Below are 19,759 nucleotides of genomic sequence, written 5' to 3' on the forward strand. Positions count from 1 at the left end.
GGCCCAGGGCGTCAAGGTCGTTCGTACAGTGGCGCGCTCCACCTTGACGCCCTGAACCACGACCGCTCCACGGTGTGTGGGTCGAAGGCGGACGGGATGGGAGCTGGGGGAAATGTTGGTGCGGGTGGCGGCTCTCACAGAATGTCAGTTTTCTACAGCAGCTCAGAGAATGCATTCTTCAGGAATGCGTGCGCCGAAACGGGGTCGGTCACGTAACCCTCGAATTCGAAGTTATTGTCCTCTTCCTGAACTGGACTCATTACCCCTTTATTTTCACCGTAGCGGATGGGGAAGGCTACTGCCTTTGACCACCCGGAAACTTCCTTTGCTGAGATTAGATTTGTTGAAAGGCTTCCTGTCACTCTTATTTTCAGGGGGCTGTATTCGTAATGCACGGATCCGTGAAAAGCTCCGTTGTAGTCTATGGAGTCCATCGGCGCCAGGAGAGGGGAGGTGCCGCGCAGGAACCACCAAGTAACCTCGGCATAGTCCTCGCACTCGTCAAGCGTGGGCGGTTCGGCGCCGTCGTGTTCTACTGCATTTCGGAGCTGCTTCATTCGGTGCAGCATGCGTTTGCGGATTACGCCCCAGTGCTCAAGTAGCCCTAGCCATCCAATAGACCTCGATTCAGGATACTGACTGAACCCATACAGTGAATCCAGATGGTCCAGTCGAGTTTGCATTGATCGCTTTAGTGCGAGTATTGCGTCAATTCTGTCGAATGTTGCGTGACCAGTTTTGATTCTGTAGTCGGCATGCAGATGCGAGGATTCCGAGCGTCGTTTAAGTTCGACGCCGTCCCCCCAGAGGGCATCTCTTGAGGATCCGTCTATATAACTATCTGCGAGCGTGGCATCAAGCCACCAGGTCGCACCCTTGTCTCCCATGTCGACAGCATATTTAGCTGACCACTTGGGTGGTAGGGGTTTGATGGAGAGGTGCCACCCAGGGTGCAAGAGCGCTGTTGGCGGGCTCACACCATGCCTCGTCGAGGCCCTCTTTGGGAGCGCGCAGAGGTCGTGGGAGGTGCCGAACGGCGAACAACGCTGAAAGTCGTTGATGGCTCGTCGGTAGATCGTGGCGGGACCACAGGTCGAAGGTGCCGTACGTCACGTGCGGCGCAGCCAGTCGACCTGCCACCAGGCTCCCCAGCGGTTGACTTGAAAGCTGGTCACGACGAAGCCGCGGACTGCTCAGGCCGCTAACCGTGGCCCTGGCCCGAGGGACTGTCAGTGCCGCGTCCTAGGCTACTCAGATCACCGAAGTGTCCTGGGGGATACATGGCTACCTGGCTCCTGAGCTGCAACCCGAAGAAGTTCGACCTTGACGGGCACCGTCGTGACGGTCACGTTTTGGACTCGTGGACCGTCGTGCGGTTTGTGGACGAAGTGGGGGCCGACGACGAGTTCGTGTTGTGGGTAGGCGGTCAGAACGCTGGAGTGGTCGCCTACGGGCACTTCACCGGTGCCGCCGAGTACGGACAGCCTGATCTTCGCTACTGGGCCGAAGATCCAGGGCCGCGGCACTACGTCCCGTTGGTGGTTGACAAGTGGCTGGATCTGCGTGTCCCGAAGCAGCAACTCTTTACCGATCCGCGCATGGCCAACGCCACGATCCGCAGGCAGCCGTTTGCCGGCAGTCCTCACCGGCTGACTGATGAAGAATGGTGCGCCGTACGTGACGCCATCAGCGTGTCGGAGGGCGCGGACCCCGATTGGGACCTTGTTCCGGGAGACGAGATCCGCAGAGTTGACCTCCATGCGAAGTACGGGGGGAGCAGCCAGAACGGCATCTCCCCGTGCAGCACCTCGGACAACATCCTGATCTTCACCGCGCCGAGTTCAGGTCACCAGCACGGTTACTACGACACCTGGAATGAGGACGGCACCTTCCATTACACCGGCGAGGGGCAGACTGGCCCCCAAAGGATGATCCGGGGCAACAGAGCAATCCTGGAACACAGCCAGACCGGCAAGCGTCTGCGCCTCTTCGATGGAGCCCGAGGAACAGTGCGCTATCTCGGGGAGTGGACGCTCGATGCCGAGGAGCCGTACACGGAGGACGAGGCGCCGGCCACCGGTGGTGGCGGGCTCCGGAAGGTCATCCGCTTCCACATGGTGCCGATCAAGGCCACCATTACCGCGCCCGAAGTCAAGATCGGGCAGGACTACATGGCGCCAGACGAAACCGTCACGCCGGCACCGGCCACCCCGAGCACACCAGACCCCGACCTCGTGGGACGCAACCTGTCGACCCACCGGAGGCTACAAAACCTGCTGGCCGCAGAAGCTCAGAGCCGCGGATACGTTCCGCTGTCTCCCGACGTCTCCGATCCCGACTTCGACCTTGCATGGCGGGAAGGTGAGGGCCGCTTGACCGTGTGCGAGGTCAAGTCACTGACGCCGTCGAACGAGGCCCGTCAGCTTCGTGCAGGGCTTGGGCAGGTCCTTGACTATCAGGATCAGCTACGAGAGAGGGCGCCGGGGATTTCCGCCGTCTTGTGGGTGGAGCGCGAGCCGTCTGAGCATCGGTGGATCGACTTGTGCCAGCGCGTCGGCGTGACCCTTGCGTGGCCGGGAGCGGAAGAGTCAGCGTTCCGGCCGCCCGAGACTGACATCCACCGCTGACATCAACGGCGGTGGACGCAAGCGGTTCTCGGCGTACCGTCTGGGCTGCGTGGCCGTGCTTGGGCGGGTGCACCCCGGGTAACCGATCGAACTTACAAAGCAGATGTCGGCGGTTCGAAACCGTCCGCGCCCACCAGGGACGGACGCCGGGTGAGAGCCCGGTTTTGGCCCCTCAGTCGTGTTCGACTGGGGGGCCTTCTCGTGCCCGGAGTCCACGAAGAGTCCACATCCCCAAACGATCATGGATCATCCGTCACTCGGCGAGGGGGGAATCAGCGCTCGGGTACGGGGAGGGGCCTCGACGCAGGTGGCGGGCGCGACAGGAGCCGGCCAAGGGCCGTACCGCCGGTTGTACCGGTGAGGGTCCGTCATTGCTCACAGTGAACCGCTCCGCATCCAGGTAGGCCCTGACCTGCGTGCTTTCAACTTTCCCCGCGCCACCCCGGTGCCTGAGCGGCGGCGACCCGTCTCACCCCCTCCCGTACCGCCGAGCCCTGCCCCTACCCTGTGCACATGCCCTCCCTCTCGTCCGATGCCGCTTCCGCGCGTTCGCTGCCCGTGGTGAACGCGGACATCCGCGCGCTGTGGCAGCGCGGCGGCGGGCGCCTGTCGCCCGAGGCCCGCCGCGAGTACGAGCGACTGCTCGCCGAGTGGGCCGCCGCCGTCCGGGGGGACACGGCCGAGGCGGCGTGACCCGCGGACGATCAACTGGGGCCGGATGCGACGGCGTTCATCGACAAGGGCTCGTGGTGGTGCCGGATGGGGTACCGCTCTCGCGGGAGGCGGGTTGGGGCCGTCCCGTCAGCTCGCTCGTCGCGTCCCTGAACGTCGCGTGTCGCTCGCTGAACCCGTCCATCACCCCGCTCCGAACGGCGCGGTGATCCGCCCCGCCGGAGCGGATTACCCGGGGGCGCGTACTGCCAGTCTCACCTGCGCACTCCGCTGCGCCCCGCGCGCACCGGCAGTGAGCGGGCGCGCCTCTGCCGGTGGCATGTGCGCCTGCCGCCGGGCAGTTGCCTCGGGCACCGTTGAGGGTGCGGGGGAGCCTGATCGCGGGGCCGGTGGAAGCGGACCGGTCGGAGTGCGGAGGCAAACGGGGGGGGCGACGGTGATCGTGGGACGACGAAGGGGTGGGTACACATGGCGCAGACGAGATGCGGGGCCCTGACGCAGCGCAGGACCCGGTGTGTGAAAGAGGCGATGACGGGGACCTCGCGGTGTCATCTGCACCAGGGGGCTTGGTCGCCGTACGAGGTGGCGCGGCGCAAGCAGGCTGAGGCGAGGGCAGCGTTGCGGAGGCTGCGCAAGCAGGGGTAGGGCCGCGTGAGGGGAGGGGCCGGGGCGTGGGGGGGACGTCCCGGCCCGCGCACAGGAGCGGGCCGCTCAGCGGCAGCCGCTCAGGCCCTCGCGCTTCGTGCAGGCGCGGGCGTCGGGGCAGGCGCGGGGGAACCACCAGTAGGGTGCGCCCGAGGCGGGCTGGTGGCGCTGTTCGCCCAGGTTGAGGGCGGTGCCCGTCGATAGGGGGGCCGCGCACCAGACGCACGACCACCCCCGCTGTTGTTGTTCGGTCAGCTCGGATACCGGCGGCAGGTTCCTCACAGTCATGGCATCCCCGTGTCGTCATGCGTCGCGTCGTCATGGATCAGGCGTGGTCAGCATGACGGGCCGCGAGGGCCACAACGCTCACACTTCCGTGAGTGCACGCGCACGCGTGGTGACCGGAGTCCCGGTGATCGGGCGGCTGGGGCGGCCGGGCGGTCACAGGCCGATCCAGGTGGCCATGTGGCCCAGCGAGTCCGGGGTGCGGCGCGAGAGGTGCACCAGGCCCTTGATCGTCTCCCGGGCACCGGGATGATAGCGGGTCTGCTCCGGGGCGGCGTGCCGGGCATCCGCGAGGGAGCCGAGGGCCGCTTCGGTGTGGCCCGTCTCCATCTCGCAGCGGGCCCGGTCGATGAGGAAGTGGGCGCGCCGCGAGGTGGCGAGCCCGGCCGGCAGCTTGATGCCGTGGGCCTGGACGAGGGCGTCGTCGTACTGCCGCATCTCGATCGCCGCCGACATGCGGTGCATCGCCACATTGGTCGGGCCGAACGAGAGCCAGTGGATCCGGGTCGCCTCGCCCGTGCGCTCGGCGCAGCGGGTGGCCTCCGCGATGTGGGCGTCCACCAGGGTCTGCTGCTCCGCGCGCGCGGCGATCACCGAGGCGCCGAGGTGGAGTTGACCCCGTACGGCGAGTGACTCCCGGTCCTTCCCGGCGGAGGAAACGATCTCGTGCCCCGAGGTGATGAGCCGCTGCCCGATCCGGTACTCGCCCTCCCGGAAGTACACCAGCGCCCGCATGTACTGGCGGATCGCCGACAGGCAGGGGTCGGAGGCGCGCCGGGCCGCCCAGTCCATCCGGTCCAGGGCCACCGCGGACAGGTCGTAGTAGCCGAGCTTCACGCTCACGTCGTGCGCCGTACGGTACGTGGAGGCCAGCGCCTGCCACAGCTCCGACGATCCGGACCGCCAGGCGGCGGTGGTCAGTTCGGTGATGGTCGTCGGCAACATCCGTGCCGCGTTGCGCAGATGCGTGGCCCGCACCAGTACGCAGAGGTGCTGCGCGGCCTCGATCAGTTGCCCGGGGGAACGTTCCGGAATCGTTTCGTCGGCGCCCAGGTCGTACAGGTCCAGCGCCTCGCGGATGGGCCTTATCAATTCGGTCAGCCGGTCCTGCTGGAGCTCGGTGACGTACGGCTGACCCGTCAGCACCGACACGTCGATCCGCAGCACCTGGGCGACCGCCGCCACGAAGTCGAGGTTCGCCGGTTTGGCACCGCACTCGACCTGGTTCAGCAGGCTGTACGAGTAGGGCAGTCGCGCGGCCAGTTGACGTTGCGTCAACCGCGCAAGCCTGCGCTGCTCTTTGATCCGGGTGCCGGTGTGCTCGCCGACCTGGCTGGGCATGCGTTCTCCGTTTCTACACGAGTCACCGGGAAGGTACCCGCGCTCACTGTGGACGCGGGTGTCATGGGCTTCGATACCACTCGTTCCGGGGGTGGTTGCATCCGGCCGCGAGCGCGGGGTGGTATGGGCCGCATGACGACTCTGTACGTGTTCTGTTCTGCCGCCCCTCCGGTGTTCGACGTATTACGTGTAGTGAGAAATGCGCAGGTGCGCGGCTGGGACGTCTGCCTGGGCCTCACGCCGACGGCCGCGCGGTGGCTGGCGCCCCAATTGCCCGCGCTGGAGGAGGCGACCGGACGCCCGGTGCGATCCGAATACAAGATGCCCGGTGATCCGGACGTCTGGCCCCCGGCGGATGTGATTCTCGTCGCGCCGGCCACCTTCAACACGCTCAACCAATGGGCGCTCGGCATCACTTCGACCTTCGTCGTCGGCGTGGTCGCCGAGGGCGCCGGCAAGGGCATACCGATCGTGGCCATGCCCTGTGCGAACGCCGCCTACGTGCGGCATCCGCAGTTCGGGAGGTCTCTGGAGACCCTCCGGGAGGCGGGCGTGAACGTGCTCTTCGGACCCGGCGGATTCGAGCCCAACCGGCCGGGAGAGGGGAGACCCGAGGCCTTTCCGTGGACTCTGGCGCTCGACGCCGTGGACTCGGTTGTCAGTTCGGCGCCGTAATCTGTACGCATGTCCACTTTTCCTCCGGCGCCTGCTCCCGTGCGCTCACCTGACGCGGTGAACGCGGACATCCGCGCACTGTGGCAGTGTTCGGGCGGACGGCTGTCGCCGGAGGGCGAAGCGACGTATCAACGCCTGCTGGTCGAATGGGCGTCCGCGATGCACGGCGGCATGGCGGAGGCGGCCTGACCGGCGGCGCCCCGCCTTCCCGGTCCTGCCGCCTGCGTTCCCTCGTCTGTCAACCGCCCCCGGCGCCTCCCCGGACGACTTGCGGGCGAGCCCGACCCACCCGCGGGTCGGCCCCGGCTCACTCGCAGGCGACCCCGTCGCCGTCGCGGTCCAAATGGGCGCCGAAGCCGGGTTCTCCCCGGTGGATGGGGTTCGCCCCGGCGGCGCGGACGGCAGCACAGTTCGCGTAGTACGCCGTGGTGTCGGCGGGCGCGCTGCCGGCGCCGTCGCCGGTCCCGGCTCCGCCCGTGCCCGCCGTGCCTGACGTGCCCGACGAGCCTGAAGTGCCGTTCTCCGTGCCTTCGTCGGAGTCGGCTCCGGGACCCTCCTCGGTGCCGACTGCCGCCGGTTCCGGGGCGACGGTCACCTTCAAGGTCTCGGTGACCGTCGGCGCGGGCTTCGGCGGCGCGGTCACGGTGGCCGTCCTGGTGACCGTCACGGTCGGGACCGGCCTCGCCTTCGACGCGTTCTGGGCGTCCCGCTCTCCCGGAGCCGGATCGCCCGATGCCCCGAATCCGACACCGACGAAGAACAGCAGGCCGGCAGCGGGGAAGAGGACCCGCTTCCGGGTCCACTTGGGGCGCGCGCCCGGGGCGGGCGACAGTCGCGTGTACGGGTTGGTGCCCGGAGGGACGGGCGGCTGGAAGGACATGGACGAACCCCTTGGCGAGTGCTCGGACGGTCGGTGGAGGCCCGAACGTAGCCGTGGGCGCGGACAGGCCGGAGTCGTATCCTCCGTCGGTGGTGAAGCCGTGACCGTACGGTGAAGGGGGCGGTACGCGGCGTTCGAGGCGGTGTGCCGAACGCTGCCGGGATGCGCGTCCGGCGAGCGCGGGGCACCGTGGACGCATGGCTGTTCATCCGCCCGTGATCGTCTCTCCGCCGTCGTCGAACGGCGCGCGGAGAGTGACGGTGCGCGGACGGATCGTGGGACTGGCCCACGGGCGGGGAGAGGTGGCCGCGCTCCTCCGCACGGCGGGACTCGTACCGGACGGAGAGGAAGCCGACCTCGATCAGCCCGACCTGATCGAGTGGCGAGGCGGAGACCTCGAAACCTGGAGGTGAGCCCGTGAAGCTCCATCGCACTCCGCGGGCGCGGACCTCGATCGAGCCGCCTCCCGGCTACTACACCCCGCAGGCCACCCCACCCGACGACACGCAGCGCAGCCTCATTCTCGACTGGGCCGTCACCCAGCGGATCGCCGACGGCTGGCGGGTGGAATCACGCTCCGCCGCACAGGCCGTCCTCGTCCACGGACAGCCCGCCAACCATGTGCTGCACGCCTTGCTGACCATGTTCACCTGCTTCCTCTGGGGCCCGGTCTGGCTGGTGCTGACCCTGGTCAACAGGGTCGAGAGGGCCGTTCTGACCGTGGACGCGCAGGGGCACGTCGTCACCGTCACCGCACCCTGAACCGGTTCGCCGGCACCGCTCACCGTCGTCGGACGCGGCTTCCCGGGGGGTCCGCATCCGGGCCGTGCGGAACCGGGCGCCGACCGGTGGTGGGGCTCTTGTCAGTGGTGGGGGTCACACTGGAGTCATGTGCCGCAGTATCAAGACGCTCCGCCCGCCGGCCATCCCCGAGGAGGCCACCGAGGAGGACATGAGAGCCGCCGCCCTGCAGTTCGTACGCAAGGTGTCCGGCTTCCGTGCCCCCGCCGCGCACAACCAGGAGGTGTTCGACCGGGCCGTGGACGAGATCACGGCCGCCACGCACCGGCTTCTCGACGGCCTGGAGGTGCGGGGCGCCCACGTCCACACGACCGCGCACGGCTGACCGACGCTTCGGCGGCGGTTCGCCCAGGATGCGCAGGGAACCCCGCAGAGGACGAGCAGGGGACCTACAGGGCCGGCGGACGGCTCAGGGAGCGGGGGTGAGGGCGGCCGGAGCGGGGGCCGCCGCTGCGGCCGCCTCGGCGAGGGCCTGCTGCGCGGCGGCCGCGGGGCGGCGCATCACGATCGCGGCCAGACCGCCCGCGACGAAGAGCGCGAGCACCGAGATGGCGGTGCCGAACCAGGTGGCGCCCAGCCACTGGCCGCCGAAATAGCCCAGTCCGACGCTGTAACCGGCCCAGGCGACACCCGCCACGGCCGACCAGGGCAGGAACTCCTTCACCTTGCGGTGCGCGGCGCCCGCACCCAGGGAGACGACAGACCGCCCCGCCGGGGCGAACCGCGCGATCACGACGAGCGCGCCGCCGCCGCGGTTGAGCGCCGCGCCGAGACGTTCCTGCGCCGAGGTGAGACGACGGGAGCGGGCGATGGCCCGGTCCAGCCGTTCGCCGCCCCGCCAGGCGAGGCGGTAGGCGACCAGGTCGCCGAGGACCGAGGCCGCGGCGGCGCTCAGTGCGAGGAAGAGCAGGGAGGGCACCGCATGGGTCGCCGCTCCGGGAGCGCCCGCGACCGTGGTGGAACCCGCCGCGGCGGCGGTGGCCGCGGTGATCACCAGGACACCGCTGGGGAGGACGGGGAGGAACACGTCCAGGAGCACCGAGAGGCCCACCACCAGGTAGACCCATGGGCTGCTGGTCAGCGCACCCACACTCTCAAACACGTCCTACTCCCCGGTTCGTATCAACGCCGCGACGTCGCAGGGGAGCGGCAGGAGCGGCAGGGCCAGCAGTACAGCGTACGCCTGCGGTTCACCCGTGAGTCGCCGGGGGCGGGCGGGTGTTGTGCAGCTCACGTGCGCCGTCGGGAGGGGTGCGGCCGGGATTTTTGGGAGTACGCACACGGGAGCCCGGATCCGCCGGGGACACGGCGGACCCGGGCTCCCGGGACGGTCGGCTCAGGCGCCGGCCACGGCTGACCGGCCGGAGGGCCCCCGCGTCCCACCCGGTACGTCCGGCGTGTGTCGGAGCAGCCGGTCCACGGCCGCCGCACCGGGTCCGGTGAGGGCCGGCAACAGGAACACCCGGCAGAAGATGGCCGACGCCTCGCCGTCGTTCTCCGTCGGGAGGAGTCCGTGCGGCTGGTGCACCGAGAGTTACGCGTACGCGGCGCGGAGCCCCGGAAGGGGAGATTCCGGGGACGATCGAAAGGGACTACGACCCCTCGGTCAGCGAGCGTTCCATGATGGTTTCCAGCCGGACACCATCCGCAGAGGCCGCGGTTCCGCCGGATTCCCCCGTCGCTCCCGTCGCTCCGGCCGCCGTTCCCGTCGCCCCGGTCCTGGCCGCCGCTGCCCCCGCCTCCGCGGATTTCCCCGTCTTCCTCGCCCGCACCAGTTCCAGCCGCGCGCTCCGGCCGTTCAGGGTGAGCGTCATCAACTGGTTCCCGAACCAGGGGCCACCCGTCCGCCGCCACCGCACCGGCGGTCCGGCACAGCGCCCGTGGCGGGCCAGCAGTGAGCCCAGCCACCTTCCGGCCCCGCTCCAGCCGAACCGGAAGCCCATCCTCATCAGGGCGGGGATCGAGTTGTGGACGGGCGAGCAGGTCAGCTGGAACACCCGGGACGCCGGTCCCTCCTCCGCCCACCGGGGCTCGGCGACGTACGCGTGGTGGACGTCGCCGGAGAGCACGCACACGGTCGCCGGCGCGCCCGGACCGCCTCCCGCCTCCCGCACCAGTTCGGTCAGCTCCTGGAACGATTCGGGGAACGCGGCCCAGTGCTCCAAGTCCGCCGCGCGGCGAAGCTTCTCCCCGAACCGGGCCCAGCGGCCGTCCGGCCCGCCCCGCGCGCCCCGGCAGAGAGCCGCGTCCCACGCCTCCGCGTCGTGGATCAGCGGCGGGAGCAGCCAGGGCAGCGAGGTCCCGATGAGGAGGTGGTCGTACGAACCGGGCGCGTCCAGCGCCGCCTCGCGGACCCACCGCGCCTCCCCGGGGTCGAGCATCGCGCGGTTCTGCTCGCCGAGGACCCGGGCGGCGCGGCTGTCCACCACGAGGACCCGGACCCGCCCGAAATCGCGGCGGTAGCTCCAGCGCACCCCGGAGGGGTCCGCGTCGGCGGTGGCCGCGAACCGGCGCAGCGTCTCGGTGCCGTCCGGGACGGAACGTATCTGCGCGTACAAGGGGTCGGCGTCCAGTTCGGCGGGGGAGAGGTTGCCGAGGTGCTGGTAGACCCAGTACGACATCAGGCCGCTGACGATCCGCTCGTGCCACCAGGAGGTGGCCCGCATGTCCGCCTGCCACGACTCACTGGTGTTCCAGTCGTCCACGACGTCGTGGTCGTCGAAGATCATGCAGCTGGGGACGGTGGAGAGCAGCCAGCGCACCTCGGGGTCGCGCCAGGACTCGTCGTAGAGGTGGGTGTACTCCTCGTAGTCCGCGACCTCCGCCCCCGGCGGCTCCTTCGGATCGCGCCGCCTGGCGATCCGACGGCGGGTGGCCTCGGAGGTCTCGTCCGCGTAGATCTGGTCGCCGAGGAGCAGCAGGACGTCCGGGCGTACAGCGGCGGGGTCGGCCGCCAGCCGGGAGGCGAGGGCGTCGAGCGCGTCCGGGCCGATGGGGTCGTCGCCCGGCGGGCGCAGCGGGGAGCCCGGCGCGAAGGGGCTGCCTCCACCGGGCGGAGCCGCCCATCGGCACGAGCCGAAGGCGACGCGCAGCGGGTCCGGCGACGCCTCGCCGGCGGGCGTCGGGGCGGTGATCGTGCTGGGCGGGAACGGGGAGTCGGCGGGCGGCCACACGCACCGGTCGCCGATCAGCACCTCGTACGCCGTGGTCGTGCCGGGCGTCAGCCCGGCCACCACGACCAGGGCGTAGTGGTGGCCGGTCACGGCGAACGTCGGTGCGCTTCCGGACGCCCCGTCCGCGCAGCGCACCGTGACGGTGCACGGCCGGTCGGCCTCGACCCAGACGGTCGCGGTGGTGCCGCACGTGTGGTCCACGTACCGAAGCAGCGGTCCCAGCCGGAGCCCGGCCATCTGTGCCCTCCTCGCGCCGTCGCGGACGGATCTTCTCCGTACGGTACGGAACGAGGGGGCCGTACGGAACGAGGAGGCCGTACGGATGCGGGCGGGGCGCGCTCCGGACGGTGGTGCGGTACGGGCGGTGGGCGCGGGCCGGCCGGTCCCGGTCGGGCGGACGGCCCGCGCCCGGCGGGTCAGCAGCCGTTGAGGGTCGTCGTCAGCGCGGTCTTCTCCGCGGAGTCGATGGTGAGCTTGTAGTAGTACTTCACCTGCACCCAGGCCCGCACGTAGGTGCAGACGTAAGCGGCCCGGGACGGGAGCCAGTTGGCGGGGTCCTTGTCGCTCTTGGACTGGTTGACGTTGTCCGTCACGGCGATCAGCTGGGGGCGCGTCAGGTCGTTGGCGAACGCCTGGCGCTGGGCGGTCGTCCAGCCGCTGGCGCCCGAACGCCAGGCCTCGGCCAGCGGAACCATGTGGTCGATGTCGAGATCGGAGGCGGCGGTCCAGGTCGCGCCGTCGTACTGCGAGTACCAACTGCCGCTCGTGGCTGAACAGCTGGTGTTCGTGACGACCGAGCTGCCGTCGCGCTTGAGCACGGTCTCGCGCGTGTCGCAGGCGCCGGACTGGGTGATCCAGTGCGGGAACAGGTCGCGGCTGTAACCGCTGGTCGAGCCCGCCGCGGCGACAGTCAACTGGCCCAGGTACGTGCGGGCGGTGGCAGCGCTGACGGGGGTCGGCATCGCCGCTTGGGCGGACGGCGCGGTGAGCAGCGCGGTGGTCGCGGCGAGCGCGGCGGAGGCGGCGGCGACGACTATGCGACGCGCGTAGAACTTGGGCATGCGAACTCCTCTGATGTGGGGGGTCGTTGACCGGGCTGCTCGTGGTGGGGCCCGGTCATCGTCGCGGCGCCAGGTTTCCTCGGGGTGGGCACCAGGTAACAGCGTGGCGACATGAACACGTCACATCAAGGGGTCGAGCAAGGGAACTGGCGTGCCATCAGGGGCCCGTGCGAGTGGCCCGGATGGCACGGTGGACGGCGTCACCGTCCGGGCGCGCCGAAAAGCCCGCCGGCGTCATGTGCGCCCCGGCGGGCTTCGGGTGGTTCGGGTGGGCGGGGGCGTACACCCCGGTGGGGCGGGGCCGCGAGCCCGGGCCCGGAACTCGATTCAGGCCCAGGCCGTGCCGTGAAAGCCGCGGGCAGACGGAACCTTCAGAACCCGGCCTGGCGGCCTTCGCGGATGTGCAGCTTCAGCGAGCCGTCGGCGAGACTCTCCACGCGGACCTGGGTGAGGTCGTCGACGTGGGCGTCCGGGGAGAGGGCCGCCGCTCGTGGGCCCACGCCCACGACCCGCATGCCGGCTGCGCGGCCGGCGGCGATTCCCGCCTCGGAGTCCTCGAAGACGACGCAGTCGGCGGGAGCGAAACCGAGCTCGGCCGCGCCCTTGAGGAACCCTTCCGGGTCCGGCTTGCTGGCGCCGACGCTCTCGGCGGTGACGCGGACCACGGGCATCGGCAGCGAGGCCGCCGCCATCCTGGTCCCGGCGAGAGCCGAGTCGGCGGATGTCACCAGGGCGTGCGGGAGGCCGGCGATCGCGGCCATGAACGCCGGGGCACCACCGATCGGTACGACGCCGTCGGTGTCGGCGGTCTCCTCGGTCAGCATCACGCGGTTGTCCGCGTGGTTCTCCTCCATGGGGCGGTCCGGGAGGAGGATCGCCATCGTGGCGTAGCCCTGCCGCCCGTGGACGACCTTGAGGGCGGCCTCCGGGTCGAGCCCGTGCTGCACGGCCCAGCGGCGCCAACAGCGCTCCACGACGGCGTCGGAGTTGACCAGGGTTCCGTCCATGTCGAGGAGGACGGCCTGGGCGGCGAGAACGGTGGCCTGCATGAGCGAGCTCCAGAGCACGTGACGTGCGTAGGGGACGCGTGCGCCACGGGCGCGAAGACGTGCGGCGCACGAAGAACAAGAGCAGCCCCGCCCGCCGGTCAGGGAGTGCGGGCGAAGCCACTTTGTTCCATCACGATACAAAAACCTGTCCCGGAACGCCAATCCCCGGGGCTCGGGCGCACCACTCGCACGGACGGCGGCGGTCCGCCCGCCCCGGGTAGCCGGTCAGTGCCTGCTCTTCCCGGACGTCGCCGCCTCCAGCGCGCTACGGGTGGTGGGCCCGTACACGCCCGAAGGATCGCCCTGGATGCCGTGCACCGCCTGGTACGTCGCTACGGCCATCCGGACCCGGTCCCCGTAGGTGGAGTCGATCGGGCCGAAGTAGACCCGTGCCTCCCGCAGCCGGTTCTGGAGTTCGGCGACCTCCGATCCCGAGTCGCCCTGCTGCAGAGTGCCGCCGGTCAGAGGTGCGGTCGTGGCCGGAGGTGACGCGTCGACCGGCGGTGCGGAGGTCGGATTGCTCGGCGTGGGCGACTGCATCCCGGCCGAAGCGGTCGGCGCCGCGCTCGCACCCGCCGAGGGGGACGCCGAGGCCGTGGCCGAGGCGGACGGGGAGGCCGATGCGGTCGTGGCGGAGGGCGAGGGCGTGGCGGAGGCGGACGCGGAGGAGGACGGCTCCGCCGGGGCGTCCGTCGCCCCGGCCGTCGAGTCCGCAACGCTCGTCGTGGCCTCCGGCGCGGTCTCCTGCCGGGCGGCCTCGTCCCCGTCGAAGACGCCACCGAGGACCGAGGCGGTCCCGATCATCGCGACGACGGCCGCCGCCACTCCCAGCGCGACGAACGGGCGCTTGCGGCGGGGCTGGACGGGGTCGGGCCTGACCGCCCTGCCCCCACCCGCCGGGCCGGACCCGGTGGGCGCGGGTGCGGCCGGGGGCATCGGTCCGGCATGTTGCACCGGCCCGCGCGCCCCCGGGGGTACCGCCGGCAGCCGCATCGTCGCGTCGGCGGCCGCAGGACCGTCCGAATTTCCGGCGTCACCCGGACCTCCGGCGTCACCCGGACCTCCGGCGTCACCGGGGCCTCCGGCGTCACCGGCGCCTCCCGCGAGAGGCTCCCCGGCGGCCCCGGCGGGCGCACCGGTCGCGGCCTCACCGGTCGCCGTCGCGACGGCGACGGTCCCGGCCGCCACCCCACCGGCCTCCGCTCCGGCGTCCCGCGCCGACCCCTCGGCGTTCGGCAGCGTCACGTACGGCCTGATCCGCAACGGGTCGAAGTCCTCGGCCGCAGCGATCTCGGCGGCCTTCCCGGCGGCCTTCCCGGCGGCCTTCCCAGCGGTGTCCCCCGCGGGTGCCGGTGTTGCTCCCGTGCCTGCGACGGCGCATCCGCAAGCGGGTGTCGCGCCCGGCCCGGGTACCGGTGGTCTGCTGTCGCGCAGGCCGCCGCAGTTCGGGCACGTCTGTCCCGTCATCGTGGGTCCCCTCCCCTTGAATTGTCTTGGATTATGCAGTGCTCCGAGCGTGCGTTCGACGCGGTGTCACCGCTCAGCAGGCCATAAGCGGACATAGAGGTAAGGATGGTGTGTACCTGGAGATCCGAGGAGACACCCATGGCCCAGCAGTCGAGTCCGCCGCTCGCGCCCGGGGAAGTGCGGTCCACGCGGACGATCCTGGTGGCCATCGGCGCGCTGCTGCTCGGCATGCTGCTCGCCGCACTCGACCAGACGATCGTCTCCACGGCACTCCCCACGATCGTCAGCGAGCTCGGCGGGCTGGAGCACCTGTCATGGGTGGTCACCGCCTACATGCTGGCGGCGACGGCGGCCACCCCGCTCTGGGGCAAGCTCGGCGACCAGTACGGACGTAAAAAGCTCTTCCAGACCGCCATCGTCATCTTCCTGATCGGCTCCGCCCTCTGCGGCCTCGCGCAGAACATGCCGGAGCTGATCGCCTTCCGCGCTCTGCAGGGACTCGGCGGCGGCGGGCTGATGGTGCTCTCGATGGCCATCGTCGGCGACATCGTGCCGCCCCGGGAACGCGGCAAGTACCAGGGGCTGTTCGGAGCCGTCTTCGGCGTCACCAGCGTGCTCGGCCCCCTGTTGGGCGGCCTCTTTACCCAACACCTCTCCTGGCGCTGGGTGTTCTACATCAACCTTCCGATCGGCGTCGTCGCGCTGATCGTCATCGCCGCCGTGCTGCACATCCCGGTCAAGCGGACCAAGCACACCATCGACTACCTCGGCACCTTCCTCATCGCCGCGGTCGCGACCTGCCTCGTCCTGGTGGCGTCCCTGGGCGGTACGACCTGGGACTGGGGATCCGCGCAGATCATCGGGCTGGCCGTCCTCGCCGTGGTGCTGCTGATCGTCTTCGTGGCCGTCGAACGGCGCGCCGCCGAACCCGTACTGCCCCTGAAGCTCTTCCGGATCAGGACCTTCAGCCTCGTCGCCCTCATCAGCTTCGTCATCGGCTTCGCCATGTTCGGCGCGATGACCTACCTCCCGACGTTCCTCCAGGTCGTGAAGGGCATCACCCCGACCATGTCCGGCGTGCACATGCTGCCGATGGTGCTCGGGCTGCTGCTCACCTCCACCGGCTCCGGACAGATCGTCAGCCGCACCGGCCGCTGGAAGGTGTTCCCGCTCCTCGGCACCGCCATCACCGCGATCGGACTGCTGCTCCTGCACCGGCTCGACGTGAACAGCTCCACCTGGGAGATGAGCGCCTACTTCTTCGTATTCGGCGCGGGCCTCGGCCTGGTGATGCAGGTCCTGGTGCTGGTGGTGCAGAACTCCGTCCCCTACGAGGACCTGGGCGTCGCCACCTCCGGCGCCACGTTCTTCCGGTCGATCGGCGCGTCCTTCGGGGTCGCCATCTTCGGCACCATCTTCACCAGCCTGCTGGGCGACCGGCTCGCGGACGCGCTCACCGGCCGGGCGCTGCCACCGGACGTCGACGCCGGAGGGCTGGCCGCCGACCCCCGCACCATCGGGCAGCTGCCCGCCGACCTCCGGCCCGCCGTCCTCGACGCGTTCGCGACCTCCATCACCGACGTGTTCCTCTACGCGGCCCCGGTCGTGCTGATCGCGTTCGTCGTCGCGTGGTTCCTCAAGGAGGACAAGCTGCGCGGCTCGGTGACCGCGCCCGACACCACCGAGACCCTGGCCTCGAACCCGGTCGAACGCTCCTCCTACGACGAATGCGCCCGCGCTCTCTCCGTCCTCGCCACCCGCGAGGGGCGCCGCGAGATCTACGAGAAGATCACCGCCCGCGCCGGGTACGACCTGCTGCCCGCCGCCAGCTGGCTGCTGCTGCGCATCAAGCGGCACGGGGCGGTCGAGCCCGCCCGGCTCGCCGGCGTCACCCCGCTGCCGCTGAAGGTCATCATCGACGCTTCCCGGCAGCTGGAGGAACGCGGACTCGCCCGCCGTGACGGCGTACAGCTGGTGCTCACCGAGCCGGGCGCGGAAGCGGTCGTACGGCTCTCCCGGGCCCGGGAGGACTCCCTCGCCGAGATGCTAGGCGACTGGTGGGGACCGGACCGCCCGACCGATCTGGTCGCCCTGGTGTCCGAGCTGACCGCCGAGGTCAGCGGCTCCCGGAAGGAGCAGCCCCACCTGCCCGAGGCGCCCCGCGACCACGCGGCCGAACCGCACCACCCCGGCCCGGGGGTCTGACCGCCGACGGCGCCCGGGCCGGATTCCGGGCCGACGGCAACGCGCACGGCCGCCCTCACAGCTCCTTGGCGAACCAGTGGTCGGCGTACGGGCCCTCGTTGTACGCCGGGATCTCCCGGAAGCCGTGCTTCGCGTACAGGCCCCGCGCCTCGACCAGATCGCTCCGGGTGTCGAGGCGGAGCAGCCGCATCCCGGCCTCGCGGGCCACGTCCTCGGCGGCGGCCATCAGCAGCCCGCCGCCCCCGGTGCCCCGGAAGGCGGGGCGTACGTAGACCCGGGTCAGCTCGGCGGTGGCCGTCGTGCGGTCGAGGAACACCCCGACGCAGCTCGCGGCCACCCCGTCGAAGCGGCCCACCACCAGCCGGCCGGTGGGCGGGGCGAGCCGGTCGACGCCGTCGTCCGTCAGTCCCTCGTCGATCTCCGCCTCGGTCGCCGGCCGCTTCCAGTAACGGCTGGCGAGTTCGTCGTAGTAGTCCCGCAGCAGCCGCGCCGCGTCCGGCGCGTCGAATCGCTCAGGGGTCAAAGTCCAGGTCATGGGCCGATCCGATCATCGTGCGGGGCGAGGGGGAAGTGAATTTCGCCGACGGCGGCGGGACGCGTGGGGCCCTCGGGCGGTACGGGGGCGGATGTGGCGGGGAGGGCAATCTTTTGGGCAAAACGACATGAAGGTCAGGCGAAGTGGGGGTTGATGGCGTCTACCTCCGGGGGCAATGCGAGGCTTCATGGGCACGACCCGTATCCGCGGGAATGTGCGCGAAACGGCGGGAGGGTCGGCGCAGCGTGGCGAATGCGGAACACGGCGTGCGCGGGAGTGTGGCGACGGACGCGGAGACGAGGGCCGGGACGGCCCGGATCGTGCTCTGGGTGATCGTCGCCGCACTGGCCGTGCGGCAGATGACGGTGGTACTCAGACAGCCGCCGGGTGAACGGCTGACCGATCTGGAGACCTGGACCGGGGAGAACGGCGTCCTGCGCGTCAAGGGCTCCCTCTACGACACGGACCGGTTCACCGGGACACCGTTCGCGGGGCTCGTCCTGAAACCGCTGGGCGCGGCGGCGGAGCAGGCCCTCGGGATCGCCTGGACCACCGTCTCCCTGCTGCTCGTCGTGGCGCTCGGCGTCGTCGCGGCGCGCGCGCTGCCCTCCCCGGTGGGCCGCCGCACCGCGCTGTTCGCCGCCCCCGCCGCCGTCACCCTGCTCATGGTGTCGCTGCCGGTGCGCAACGCCCTGCACCTCGGGCAGACCAGCATCCTGCCGGTGCTCCTGGTCCTCGTCGGCCTGCTGGCCGTCCGCGACCACCGGGCCCAGGGCGTCCTGATCGGGATCGCGGCGGCGCTCCAGCCGCCCGTACTCCTCTTCGCCGGGCTCCTGTGGCTGACCGGGCGCCGCCGCGCCGCCCTCACCGGCGGCGCCACCTTCGCCGCGCTCACCGCCGTCGCCTGGGCCGCGCTGCCGCACGACTCCTGGACGTACTGGATCCACCACGTCGCGGGAGCCGGCCTCGGTGAGCGCCCGGACGGCCTCGCCAACCAGTCACTGCACGGCGCCCTGCTCCGCCTCGGCCTCGCAGGCCCGCTGGAGATCACCGTCCTGCTGGTCCTGGCCGCCGCCGTCGCCGTGCTCGGTCTGCGCAGGGCCGTCCGGTACGCCCGGGACGGGCAGCTGCTCCTCGCCGTCTCGGTGACCGGCTGCGTGGCCGTCGTCGTCTCCCCGGCTTCCTGGCAGCACCAGCTCCTCTGGGTGCTGCTCGCGGTGGTCGGCCGGGTCGGGAAGCGGGCCTCGGACCGGCCGGTCTGGCCCGCGGTGGTGGTGCTCGTCCTCACCCTGCCCGGCACCATGCTGCTGCCGAACATGGCGGCGCTCCACCCGGTGCGCGACAACGTGGTGCTGCTCGCCGCGCTCGCCGCCGCCTGCGCCGTTCCGTTCCTGCCGCGCACCTCGCCGTACTGGCTGAAGCCGGTCCCCACCGACTACGCGCGGCCGGTCGCCGCGCGCTGGAGCCGGGTGCCGCTGCTGCCGTTCTGGCGCCGGGTGCTGACCCGCCCCAACCTGCTGCTGGAACTCCTGCTCATCCGGGTCGTCTACTCCGCGTACGCCAAGGTCCGGCTCGCCGCGACGGCGGGCCGCCCCACCGCCGAGAAACACGGCCGGCAGGTCCACTCGCTGGAGCAGTGGCTGCACATCGACGTCGAGCACTGGTTCAACCACAAGGTCGCCGGAATCGGCTGGATGCGGGACTTCTTCGACTACTACTACTCGACGTTCCACTTCATCGTCCCGCTGACCATCCTCGGCGTGCTCTACGTGCGCCGCCCCGCCGACTACCGCTGGGCCCGCTCCACGATCGGCTTCGCGACCCTCCTCGCCCTGGTCGGCTTCTGGCTCTACCCGCTGGCCCCGCCCCGGCTCATGCCGGGCCTCGGGTTCATCGACACCGTGCACGGCGTCCAGGACTTCTCCAAGCCCGACTACGGGACGCTCACCTCGGTCACCAACCAGTACGCGGCCATGCCGTCCCTGCACTTCGGCTGGTCGCTCTGGTGCGGCCTGATGATCCTGATCCTCGCCCCGAAGGTCTGGATGAAGCCCTTGGGGCTGCTCCACCCGTTCTTCACCGTCTGCGCCATCGTGGGCACCGGGAACCACTGGGTCCTCGACGCGGCCGGCGGTGCGTTCGTCGTCTCGCTCGGCTTCCTGCTGACCTGGGCCCTGGCCGGCCCGCGCCGCCTGGTGCGCCCCGACCGCGATCCCGTGGCGGAGGGCGACGGGAGACCACCGGCGGACGTCCGCCCCCTGGCGGGCAGCGCGGGCGGCGCGGGCAGCGCGGGCAGGGGGAGCGGCGCGGGAGGTGCAGCGGCGAGCACGTGACGTCCGGCGC

At 70.8% G+C, this 19,759-nt stretch carries 19 protein-coding genes; 9 read left to right on the forward strand and 10 right to left on the reverse strand.

Going from position 1 to position 19,759, the window contains the following annotated elements; genetic code table 11:
* Positions 1 to 152: 152 nt before the first annotated feature.
* Positions 153 to 887 (reverse strand): hypothetical protein, encoded by a 735-nt coding sequence (locus ACFWEP_RS16430; RefSeq protein WP_387370767.1) that lies wholly within the window; start codon positions 885 to 887, stop codon positions 153 to 155.
* Positions 888 to 1,280: 393 nt separating this feature from the next.
* On the opposite strand from ACFWEP_RS16430, the gene ACFWEP_RS16435 reads away from it, so the two are divergent.
* Both ACFWEP_RS16435 and ACFWEP_RS16440 read left to right on the forward strand, forming a co-directional pair.
* Positions 1,281 to 2,627: a hypothetical protein gene (locus ACFWEP_RS16435; protein WP_387370769.1), complete on the forward strand. Its 1,347-nt coding sequence runs from the start codon at positions 1,281 to 1,283 to the stop codon at positions 2,625 to 2,627.
* Positions 2,628 to 3,140: 513 nt separating this feature from the next.
* The gene (locus ACFWEP_RS16440; RefSeq protein WP_387370772.1) at positions 3,141 to 3,320 is read left to right on the forward strand and encodes a hypothetical protein; all 180 of its coding nucleotides are present in this window, start codon (positions 3,141 to 3,143) and stop codon (positions 3,318 to 3,320) included.
* 690 nt (positions 3,321 to 4,010) lie between these two features.
* Here the strand turns inward: ACFWEP_RS16440 and ACFWEP_RS16445 are convergent.
* Complete coding sequence (locus tag ACFWEP_RS16445; RefSeq protein ID WP_387370774.1) at positions 4,011 to 4,232, reverse strand: hypothetical protein; 222 nt, start codon at positions 4,230 to 4,232, stop codon at positions 4,011 to 4,013.
* Positions 4,233 to 4,385: 153 nt separating this feature from the next.
* Entirely contained in the window at positions 4,386 to 5,570 is a 1,185-nt protein-coding gene (locus ACFWEP_RS16450; protein ID WP_387370776.1) for a helix-turn-helix domain-containing protein, read from the reverse strand.
* Positions 5,571 to 5,702: 132 nt separating this feature from the next.
* Here ACFWEP_RS16450 and ACFWEP_RS16455 point away from each other — a divergent pair, with 132 nt between their 5' ends.
* Together ACFWEP_RS16455 and ACFWEP_RS16460 are read left to right on the forward strand one after the other, a co-directional pair.
* Positions 5,703 to 6,245, forward strand: coding sequence for a flavoprotein (locus tag ACFWEP_RS16455; protein WP_387370778.1), 543 nt, complete (start codon positions 5,703 to 5,705; stop codon positions 6,243 to 6,245).
* Positions 6,246 to 6,254: 9 nt separating this feature from the next.
* Positions 6,255 to 6,434 carry a hypothetical protein gene (locus ACFWEP_RS16460; RefSeq protein ID WP_387370780.1) on the forward strand — a complete coding sequence of 60 codons (180 nt, stop codon included), beginning with the start codon at positions 6,255 to 6,257 and terminating at the stop codon, positions 6,432 to 6,434.
* Between the two features lie 118 nt (positions 6,435 to 6,552).
* On the opposite strand, the gene ACFWEP_RS16465 is transcribed toward ACFWEP_RS16460, so the two are convergent.
* Positions 6,553 to 7,125: an excalibur calcium-binding domain-containing protein gene (locus ACFWEP_RS16465; protein WP_387370782.1), complete on the reverse strand. Its 573-nt coding sequence runs from the start codon at positions 7,123 to 7,125 to the stop codon at positions 6,553 to 6,555.
* 197 nt (positions 7,126 to 7,322) lie between these two features.
* On the opposite strand from ACFWEP_RS16465, the gene ACFWEP_RS16470 reads away from it, so the two are divergent.
* The 3 genes from ACFWEP_RS16470 (at position 7,323) to ACFWEP_RS16480 (ending at position 8,251) form a co-directional block, all read left to right on the forward strand.
* On the forward strand, positions 7,323 to 7,538 hold the full coding sequence (locus ACFWEP_RS16470; RefSeq protein WP_387370784.1) for a hypothetical protein: 216 nt from the start codon (positions 7,323 to 7,325) through the stop codon (positions 7,536 to 7,538).
* A gap of 4 nt (positions 7,539 to 7,542) precedes the next feature.
* Entirely contained in the window at positions 7,543 to 7,887 is a 345-nt protein-coding gene (locus tag ACFWEP_RS16475) for a hypothetical protein (protein WP_387370786.1), read from the forward strand.
* Between the two features lie 127 nt (positions 7,888 to 8,014).
* Positions 8,015 to 8,251, forward strand: coding sequence for a DUF2277 domain-containing protein (locus tag ACFWEP_RS16480; protein WP_387370788.1), 237 nt, complete (start codon positions 8,015 to 8,017; stop codon positions 8,249 to 8,251).
* 84 nt (positions 8,252 to 8,335) lie between these two features.
* On the opposite strand, the gene ACFWEP_RS16485 is transcribed toward ACFWEP_RS16480, so the two are convergent.
* The 5 genes from ACFWEP_RS16485 to ACFWEP_RS16505 all read right to left on the reverse strand — a co-directional run bounded on the left by ACFWEP_RS16485 (position 8,336) and on the right by ACFWEP_RS16505 (position 14,676).
* Positions 8,336 to 9,028, reverse strand: coding sequence for a DedA family protein (locus tag ACFWEP_RS16485; protein ID WP_387370790.1), 693 nt, complete (start codon positions 9,026 to 9,028; stop codon positions 8,336 to 8,338).
* A gap of 490 nt (positions 9,029 to 9,518) precedes the next feature.
* Positions 9,519 to 11,336 carry an alkaline phosphatase D family protein gene (locus ACFWEP_RS16490; protein ID WP_387370792.1) on the reverse strand — a complete coding sequence of 606 codons (1,818 nt, stop codon included), beginning with the start codon at positions 11,334 to 11,336 and terminating at the stop codon, positions 9,519 to 9,521.
* Positions 11,337 to 11,515: 179 nt separating this feature from the next.
* Positions 11,516 to 12,160, reverse strand: coding sequence for an HNH endonuclease family protein (locus ACFWEP_RS16495; protein ID WP_387370794.1), 645 nt, complete (start codon positions 12,158 to 12,160; stop codon positions 11,516 to 11,518).
* Positions 12,161 to 12,531: 371 nt separating this feature from the next.
* Positions 12,532 to 13,209 (reverse strand): HAD-IA family hydrolase, encoded by a 678-nt coding sequence (locus tag ACFWEP_RS16500; protein ID WP_387370796.1) that lies wholly within the window; start codon positions 13,207 to 13,209, stop codon positions 12,532 to 12,534.
* A gap of 225 nt (positions 13,210 to 13,434) precedes the next feature.
* Positions 13,435 to 14,676, reverse strand: coding sequence for a peptidoglycan-binding protein (locus tag ACFWEP_RS16505; protein WP_387370798.1), 1,242 nt, complete (start codon positions 14,674 to 14,676; stop codon positions 13,435 to 13,437).
* Between the two features lie 138 nt (positions 14,677 to 14,814).
* On the opposite strand from ACFWEP_RS16505, the gene ACFWEP_RS16510 reads away from it, so the two are divergent.
* The gene (locus ACFWEP_RS16510; RefSeq protein WP_387370800.1) at positions 14,815 to 16,881 is read left to right on the forward strand and encodes a DHA2 family efflux MFS transporter permease subunit; all 2,067 of its coding nucleotides are present in this window, start codon (positions 14,815 to 14,817) and stop codon (positions 16,879 to 16,881) included.
* Between the two features lie 55 nt (positions 16,882 to 16,936).
* Here the strand turns inward: ACFWEP_RS16510 and ACFWEP_RS16515 are convergent, their stop codons facing one another.
* On the reverse strand, positions 16,937 to 17,416 hold the full coding sequence (locus ACFWEP_RS16515) for a GNAT family N-acetyltransferase (protein ID WP_387370802.1): 480 nt from the start codon (positions 17,414 to 17,416) through the stop codon (positions 16,937 to 16,939).
* Positions 17,417 to 17,661: 245 nt separating this feature from the next.
* Between ACFWEP_RS16515 and ACFWEP_RS16520 the strand changes: the two genes are divergently transcribed.
* The gene (locus tag ACFWEP_RS16520; RefSeq protein ID WP_387370804.1) at positions 17,662 to 19,749 is read left to right on the forward strand and encodes a bifunctional glycosyltransferase 87/phosphatase PAP2 family protein; all 2,088 of its coding nucleotides are present in this window, start codon (positions 17,662 to 17,664) and stop codon (positions 19,747 to 19,749) included.
* Positions 19,750 to 19,759 lie beyond the last annotated feature (10 nt).

Origin of the sequence: Streptomyces sp. NPDC060198, from assembly GCF_042728415.1 — a bacterium.
In the GTDB taxonomy this organism is placed as follows: domain Bacteria; phylum Actinomycetota; class Actinomycetes; order Streptomycetales; family Streptomycetaceae; genus Streptomyces.

Excerpts from the sequence above, each read along its gene's own strand:
- ACFWEP_RS16465 (WP_387370782.1), bottom strand. The coding sequence starts at position 7,125 with ATGTCCTTCCAGCCGCCCGTCCCTCCGGGCACCAACCCGTACACGCGA.
- ACFWEP_RS16460 (WP_387370780.1), top strand. The coding sequence starts at position 6,255 with ATGTCCACTTTTCCTCCGGCGCCTGCTCCCGTGCGCTCACCTGACGCG.
- ACFWEP_RS16510 (WP_387370800.1), top strand. The coding sequence starts at position 14,815 with ATGGCCCAGCAGTCGAGTCCGCCGCTCGCGCCCGGGGAAGTGCGGTCC.
- ACFWEP_RS16480 (WP_387370788.1), top strand. The coding sequence starts at position 8,015 with ATGTGCCGCAGTATCAAGACGCTCCGCCCGCCGGCCATCCCCGAGGAG.
- ACFWEP_RS16445 (WP_387370774.1), bottom strand. The coding sequence starts at position 4,232 with ATGACTGTGAGGAACCTGCCGCCGGTATCCGAGCTGACCGAACAACAA.
- ACFWEP_RS16495 (WP_387370794.1), bottom strand. The coding sequence starts at position 12,160 with ATGCCCAAGTTCTACGCGCGTCGCATAGTCGTCGCCGCCGCCTCCGCC.
- ACFWEP_RS16450 (WP_387370776.1), bottom strand. The coding sequence starts at position 5,570 with ATGCCCAGCCAGGTCGGCGAGCACACCGGCACCCGGATCAAAGAGCAG.
- ACFWEP_RS16515 (WP_387370802.1), bottom strand. The coding sequence starts at position 17,416 with ATGACCTGGACTTTGACCCCTGAGCGATTCGACGCGCCGGACGCGGCG.
- ACFWEP_RS16455 (WP_387370778.1), top strand. The coding sequence starts at position 5,703 with ATGACGACTCTGTACGTGTTCTGTTCTGCCGCCCCTCCGGTGTTCGAC.
- ACFWEP_RS16435 (WP_387370769.1), top strand. The coding sequence starts at position 1,281 with ATGGCTACCTGGCTCCTGAGCTGCAACCCGAAGAAGTTCGACCTTGAC.
- ACFWEP_RS16430 (WP_387370767.1), bottom strand. The coding sequence starts at position 887 with ATGGGAGACAAGGGTGCGACCTGGTGGCTTGATGCCACGCTCGCAGAT.
- ACFWEP_RS16505 (WP_387370798.1), bottom strand. The coding sequence starts at position 14,676 with ATGACGGGACAGACGTGCCCGAACTGCGGCGGCCTGCGCGACAGCAGA.
- ACFWEP_RS16490 (WP_387370792.1), bottom strand. The coding sequence starts at position 11,336 with ATGGCCGGGCTCCGGCTGGGACCGCTGCTTCGGTACGTGGACCACACG.
- ACFWEP_RS16440 (WP_387370772.1), top strand. The coding sequence starts at position 3,141 with ATGCCCTCCCTCTCGTCCGATGCCGCTTCCGCGCGTTCGCTGCCCGTG.
- ACFWEP_RS16470 (WP_387370784.1), top strand. The coding sequence starts at position 7,323 with ATGGCTGTTCATCCGCCCGTGATCGTCTCTCCGCCGTCGTCGAACGGC.
- ACFWEP_RS16500 (WP_387370796.1), bottom strand. The coding sequence starts at position 13,209 with ATGCAGGCCACCGTTCTCGCCGCCCAGGCCGTCCTCCTCGACATGGAC.